Here is a 5534-nt window from a genome sequence, read left to right on the forward strand (position 1 = left end):
GTAAGCATCCGGCGAAGACCGCGCGCGGGTCATTTTCGGCTCAGGCGGCTTGATCAACGTTCCGGATGGCAGAGCGCCAATTCCATGGCAGCAGTTCGTCGAGCCTTTGGACGGGATGCTCGGCGATGCGCGCCAGAACGTCGGCGAGCCAGGCTTGCGGATCGACGTCGTTCATCTTGGCGGTGACGATCAGGCTGTACATCACCGCCGCCCGCTCGCCGCCGCGATCCGAGCCGCAGAACAACCACGACTTCCGACCTAAAGCGATGCCGCGCACGCCACGCTCCGCCGCATTGTTGGACAGGCAGATGCGGCCGTCATCGAGGAAGCGGGTAAATGCGCTCCAGCGCTTGAGCATGTAGTCCATGGCCTTGGCGACATCGTTGCTGCGCGAGAGCTTGGCGCGTTGTGTGCGCATCCAGGCTTCCAGATCGGCCACGAGCGGCGCGCTGAGTTCCCGGCGAACTGCCTGGCGCCTTTCGGCGCTCTGACCGTTGATGGTCCGCTCGATCTCGAACAGGGCGTCGATCCGGCGGACTGTTTCCAGCGCCAGCGGCGAGATCACTGCCGGCCTCTTGCCCTGAGCCTTGCGACGCGCATTCTCGGCCAGATCAGCCATCACGAAGAACGGCCGCCGGGCATGGACCCAGCACGCGGCTTCCAGGATCGGACCTGCGTTGCGGCCCGGTTCGTAAAGCCTGCCATAGCCGCCATAGGCATCGGCCTGGAAGATTCCGCTGTAGTTGGCCAAGTGAGCCTGGGGATGCTCGCCGGCCCGATCGCGCGAGTAATAGAACACCGCGCCCGGCGGGGCCTGCCCTCCAAAAGGCTTGTCGTCGCGCACATAGACCCAGATCCGGCCGGTGTCGGTCTTGCCTTTGGCCAGGACCGGAACCGTGGTGTCGTCCCCGTGCAATCGCTCGGCGCTCAGTACGTAGGCCTCGAGGCGCTTGAACAAAGGTGCCAGCGCCGCGGTGCAGCCGCCGACCTGGTCGGCCAGGGTCGACAGACTGATCGGCACGCCCTCCTTGGCATAGCGCTCCGCTTGCCGGTTCAGCGGCTGATGTTGACCAAACTTCTCGAACAGCACCATCGCCAGCAGGCTTGGCCCCGCCCAGCCGCGGGCAAGCACATGGAACGGCGCCGGAGCCTGGCTGATCTTCTCGCAATCACGGCAAGTAAACTTCTCGCGGACGTGCTGGATCACTTTCCAGGATTTCGGGATCACCTCCAGCGTCTCGGTGATGTCCTCGCCGAGCTTGGACAGCCGCGCGCCGCCACAGCAGGCGCACGCCACAGGTCCCGGCACGATCACCCGCTCGCGAGGTAGATGCTCCGGGAACGGCTGGCGTGACGGCCGCTTGCGCGTGAACGACGCCACCTTCGTGGTTTTGGCCGCGGCCATTTCGGCGGCGAGTTCGTCCTCCGTCGCCGAACTCTCCAGCTCCTCCAGCGTCAGTTCAAGCTGATCCAATAGCCGCGCGGTACGCTCCGAGCGCGGACCATGGCGGTCGCGGTTGAGTTTCTCGATCTGCAGCTTCAGATGGGCGATCAACGCCTGGTCGTCGGACTGCCGGGCACGGGCGGCCGCAGCCTCCGCCCGAGCAACGATCAATGCCGCTTGCAGCGTTTCGATGTCGTCTGGCAGCGATTCAAGGCCGTCACCCATGGCCCCGATGGAATCACAAAAGAGGCGATTTGAGGCGTCTTTTCTTCCGCACCTCAGAACTTTTTTGAGCCTATCCTGCGCTCTGTGGCCGCCACGTGTGCTGCGGATTGCGCCAGTCGATCGCCTCCAGCAGATAACTCATCTGCGCCGCGCTCAGCCCCACCACACCGCCCACCGTCGCCGGCCAGACAAAACGGCCACGGTCCAACCGCTTCGCGTAGAGCGACAATCCAATTCCATCGTGCCACAAGGCCTTGATCAGCGAACCGCCGCGTCCGCGGAACACGAAGACATCTCCGGCGAACGGATCGCGACCAAGGCTTTCCTGCACCAATAATGACAAACCCTGCATGCCCTTGCGCATGTCAGTGTAGCCGGTCGCAATCCAGATGCGTGCGCTCGAAGAGACTGGGATCATCGACGCTCCAGAACCTGCAGCACCCGCGCCAGGGCGGCCGCATCGACGCCCGCATCGACAATCACCCGACGATCCCGGCCAACGACGATCACCATCTGCCCGCTCGTCGCTGTGGCAGCAACCGCCGGCTCGACCTCAGCGGCAAGGACGACCCGCGCAAAGCCGGATTGCTCGCTTTGAGGGCTGATCGGCTCGGGACCGAACGAGCGCCGCCATGTCATCAGCAACGAACGTGATATGCCATGGCGTCTTGCTGTCGACGATATCGCGCGCGGCGCTTGAAAGCTTTCGGTCACGATCCGCAGCTTTTCGTCATCCGACCAGCGTCGCCGGCGACCAGTCTCGACCACCTCAAGCCGTTCAAGCTGAGTACTGCGCTTATGGCTGTCCATAAGGACTGTTACGCACCAATTGGACTAATCCAACACGGCGGCCCTCGCCGGAGGGAGACGTTGTTTGCCATGGCATTCGGATAGATTTCAGCGAAATCATCAACGAAGACATGCTGACGTCGGCGGGTATCAAGGCGATGCGCCAGCAATTCCAAACCAACACGCCATTTCCCCACCTCGTGATCGATCGTTTGTTCTCGCCTCAATTGCTTGAGCTGATGTACGCCGAATTTGACGATATGAAGTGGAACGACTTGCGCGTCGCGGCGACGGCGGTAGAGATCAAGCGCGGTTCGCTGCCCAACGCGAAGTTCGGCCCGGCGGCGCAGATCTACTTCCAGGCGATTGCTTCCGGGCGGTTCATCGATATCCTAAAACAGATTACCCGGATCGACGGTCTGGTCTGCGATACTGAACTATACAATGGCGGGTTGCATGAGATCCCGAACCGCGGCCATTTTAGCGTCCATATCGATTTTACCCACCATCCGGTCACCAATCTCGACAATCGGTTGGTTTTGATTACCTACCTTAACGAAGGCTGGATCGTAAGCGCTGTTCAGCGGCCACCTACCGGATGATGGGGTGATCTGCGAGTCTGCGGTTCGATTTGGACCGTTAGGCTTAGAATGGACACAGTGCATACTGCTATCACGGAGCCGGTACGGCGGCTTGAGGTCTTCACCGGCGCCGGCCGTCGGCGGAAGTGGAGCGACGAGGACAAGGCGCGGATCGTCGCGGAGATTGTGGCGAGCGGCGACTCGGTCTGTTCGGTAGCCCGACGGCATGGATTGTCACCGCAGCAGTTGTTTGGCTGGCGACGTCAGTTGCGAGAGGCAGCAGGCGGTCATTCCGAAATAGAAGAAGTGCAGTTTGTGCCGGCGGTGGTGGATGTCGCAGTGCCGGCGCCTGCTCTTGGCCGGGAGCGCAAAGTGGCGCGCTGCAAACCCAAACCGGATGTCCGAACTTGCCGTTGCGATGCCGGGATCATCGAGATCGAAGTCGACGGCATCACGATCCGGGCCGGTCGTGGTGCGGACACGGCAATGATTGCGTCGATCGTCCAGGCGCTGAAGGCGAGCCGGTGATCGGTCCGTCGGGTGCGGTCCGGGTGATGGTGGCGACCAAACCGGTGGACTTCCGCAAGGGGATGGAAGGGCTTGCGACCCTGGTGCGCGAGAGCATGGGGGCTGACCCATTCTCGGGAGCTGTCTATGTGTTCCGTGCCAAGCGGGCGGATCGGATCAAGCTGGTGTTCTGGGACGGAACGGGTCTGTGCCTGTTCGCCAAACGGCTTGAGGATGGGATCTTCCGCTGGCCGAAGATCGAGGACGGCGTGATGCGTCTGTCGGCGGCGCAATTGTCGGCGCTGTTGGAAGGGCTCGACTGGCGGCGTGTCCACGAGGTACGGGAGACGCCAGCGCCAACGCAAGCCGGATAGTTGTTGGCAGCGCTGCGGCGAAGTGAATCAGGGGCATCGAGCGCGTCGCCAGATGGCGGCGAATATGCTCTGAATTGCGTGTGAGCGACGCCCTGCCTGACGATCCCGAGACGCTGAAAGCGATGCTGCTTGCCGAGCGGTGCGAGAGCGAACGGCTGCGTCAGATCATCAAGGAATTGCAGCGGCATCGGTTCGGCCGGCGGGCAGAGACCTTGCCTGAAGATCAGATGCTGCTGGGCCTGGAAGATGTCGAGCAGGTCGCAGCGTACAGCGAGACGGCGCAGGACGTCAGCGCACCTGAAAGCCGTGAGGCTCGGGCTCGCAAGCGCCGGATCAACCGTGGCGCCTTGCCAGCGCACTTGCGGCGGATCGAGGTCGTCGTCGATATCGACAATAAGATCTGCTCCTGTTGCCAGGGCGAGTTGCACCGGATCGGCGAGGATAGAAGTGAGCGGCTGGACCTGGTCCCGGCGCAGTTCCGGATCCTCGTCACCCGGCGTCCCAAATACGCCTGCCGGGCTTGCGAGGACGGTGTCATGCAGGCGCCGGCCCCGGCCCGGCTGATCGAGGGTGGTCTGCCGACCGAGGCCACCGTCGCCCAGGTCCTGGTCTCCAAATATGCCGATCACCTGCCACTCTACCGGCAGGCGCAGATTTACGCCCGCCAGGGCATTGAGCTTGATCGTTCGACGCTGGCGGACTGGGTGGGACAGGCAGCCTTCCATCTGCGCCCGTTGCATGAGCGGCTCCTTGGCAAGCTCAGGCAGCGGCCAAAGCTGTTCGCCGACGAGACGACGATGCCGGTGCTCGATCCCGGCCGCGGGCGCACCAAGACCGGTCAGCTCTGGGCCTATGCGGCGGACGACCGGCCATGGGGCGGTGCCGATCCGCCGGGCGTCGCCTATGTCTATGCGCCCGACCGCAAGGCCGACCGACCGATCGCTCATCTGGCAGGCTTCAAGGGGATCCTGCAGGTCGACGGCTATGCCGGCTATGGCAGGCTCGCCGAGCGTGGCAACGTTCAGCTTGCATTCTGCTGGTCGCACATGCGGCGTAACTTCTACGAACTTGCCACCCCCGGTCCTGCGCCTATTGCGAGCGAGGCGCTCAAGCATATCGCCGAGTTCTATGCCATCGAGAAGGACATCCGCGGCCGCAGCGCCGAGGAACGTCGTCTCGTTCGACAACAGAAAAGCCGGCCGCTGGCGGAAGCCTTCGAGCTGTGGCTCCGCGCAAAGCTCGCGTTGATCAGCCAAAAGGGCAAGCTGGCAGACGCCATCCGTTATGCGCTCTCACGCTGGGATGGCCTGACGCGCTTCATCGATGATGGCCGTATCGAGCTCGACAATAACGCCGTCGAGCGCTCGATCCGTCCGATCACGTTGAACCGTAAAAATGCGCTGTTCGCAGGCTCCGACGGCGGTGCCGAGCACTGGGCCACCATCGCCTCCCTGGTCGAAACCTGTAAGCTGAACGACCTCGATCCGCTTGCCTACCTGACCGACGTCCTCACCAGGATCGTCAATGGTCATCCGAATAGCGAGATCGATCAGTTGCTTCCGTGGGCCTATTGCCGTCACGACCTCAGAGCTGTGGCCTGAAAACAGCGCTTAC

At 62.9% G+C, this 5534-nt stretch carries 7 protein-coding genes; 4 read left to right on the forward strand and 3 right to left on the reverse strand.

Going from position 1 to position 5534, the window contains the following annotated elements; genetic code table 11:
* Nucleotides 1-40: 40 nt before the first annotated feature.
* The 3 genes from tnpC (UB31_RS11595) to tnpA (UB31_RS11605) form a co-directional block, all read right to left on the reverse strand.
* Nucleotides 41-1669, reverse strand: a complete 1629-nt coding sequence (gene tnpC, locus UB31_RS11595; RefSeq protein ID WP_044999807.1) for an IS66 family transposase — start codon at nt 1667-1669, stop codon at nt 41-43.
* Nucleotides 1670-1739: 70 nt separating this feature from the next.
* Nucleotides 1740-2087 carry an IS66 family insertion sequence element accessory protein TnpB gene (tnpB, locus tag UB31_RS11600; protein ID WP_044999806.1) on the reverse strand — a complete coding sequence of 116 codons (348 nt, stop codon included), beginning with the start codon at nt 2085-2087 and terminating at the stop codon, nt 1740-1742.
* The gene (gene tnpA, locus UB31_RS11605; protein WP_044999804.1) at nt 2084-2479 is read right to left on the reverse strand and encodes an IS66-like element accessory protein TnpA; all 396 of its coding nucleotides are present in this window, start codon (nt 2477-2479) and stop codon (nt 2084-2086) included. The genes tnpB (UB31_RS11600) and tnpA (UB31_RS11605) overlap by 4 nt, the downstream gene beginning before the upstream one ends.
* Before the next feature lie 110 nt (nt 2480-2589).
* On the opposite strand from tnpA (UB31_RS11605), the gene UB31_RS11610 reads away from it, so the two are divergent.
* The 4 genes from UB31_RS11610 to tnpC (UB31_RS11625) all read left to right on the forward strand — a co-directional run bounded on the left by UB31_RS11610 (nt 2590) and on the right by tnpC (UB31_RS11625) (nt 5521).
* Nucleotides 2590-3060, forward strand: a complete 471-nt coding sequence (locus tag UB31_RS11610) for a 2OG-Fe(II) oxygenase (protein WP_050044764.1) — start codon at nt 2590-2592, stop codon at nt 3058-3060.
* Nucleotides 3061-3108: 48 nt separating this feature from the next.
* A complete protein-coding gene (gene tnpA / locus UB31_RS11615) occupies nt 3109-3567 on the forward strand; it encodes an IS66-like element accessory protein TnpA (RefSeq protein WP_045005335.1) in 459 nt (152 codons plus the stop codon).
* Nucleotides 3564-3920, forward strand: coding sequence for an IS66 family insertion sequence element accessory protein TnpB (tnpB, locus tag UB31_RS11620; RefSeq protein ID WP_045004130.1), 357 nt, complete (start codon nt 3564-3566; stop codon nt 3918-3920). The genes tnpA (UB31_RS11615) and tnpB (UB31_RS11620) overlap by 4 nt, the downstream gene beginning before the upstream one ends.
* A gap of 122 nt (nt 3921-4042) precedes the next feature.
* The gene (gene tnpC / locus UB31_RS11625; protein WP_045010987.1) at nt 4043-5521 is read left to right on the forward strand and encodes an IS66 family transposase; all 1479 of its coding nucleotides are present in this window, start codon (nt 4043-4045) and stop codon (nt 5519-5521) included.
* The last annotated feature ends 13 nt before the right edge of the window (nt 5522-5534 follow it).

The sequence above is a fragment of the Bradyrhizobium sp. LTSP849 genome (genome assembly GCF_000938255.1).
GTDB lineage: Bacteria > Pseudomonadota > Alphaproteobacteria > Rhizobiales > Xanthobacteraceae > Bradyrhizobium.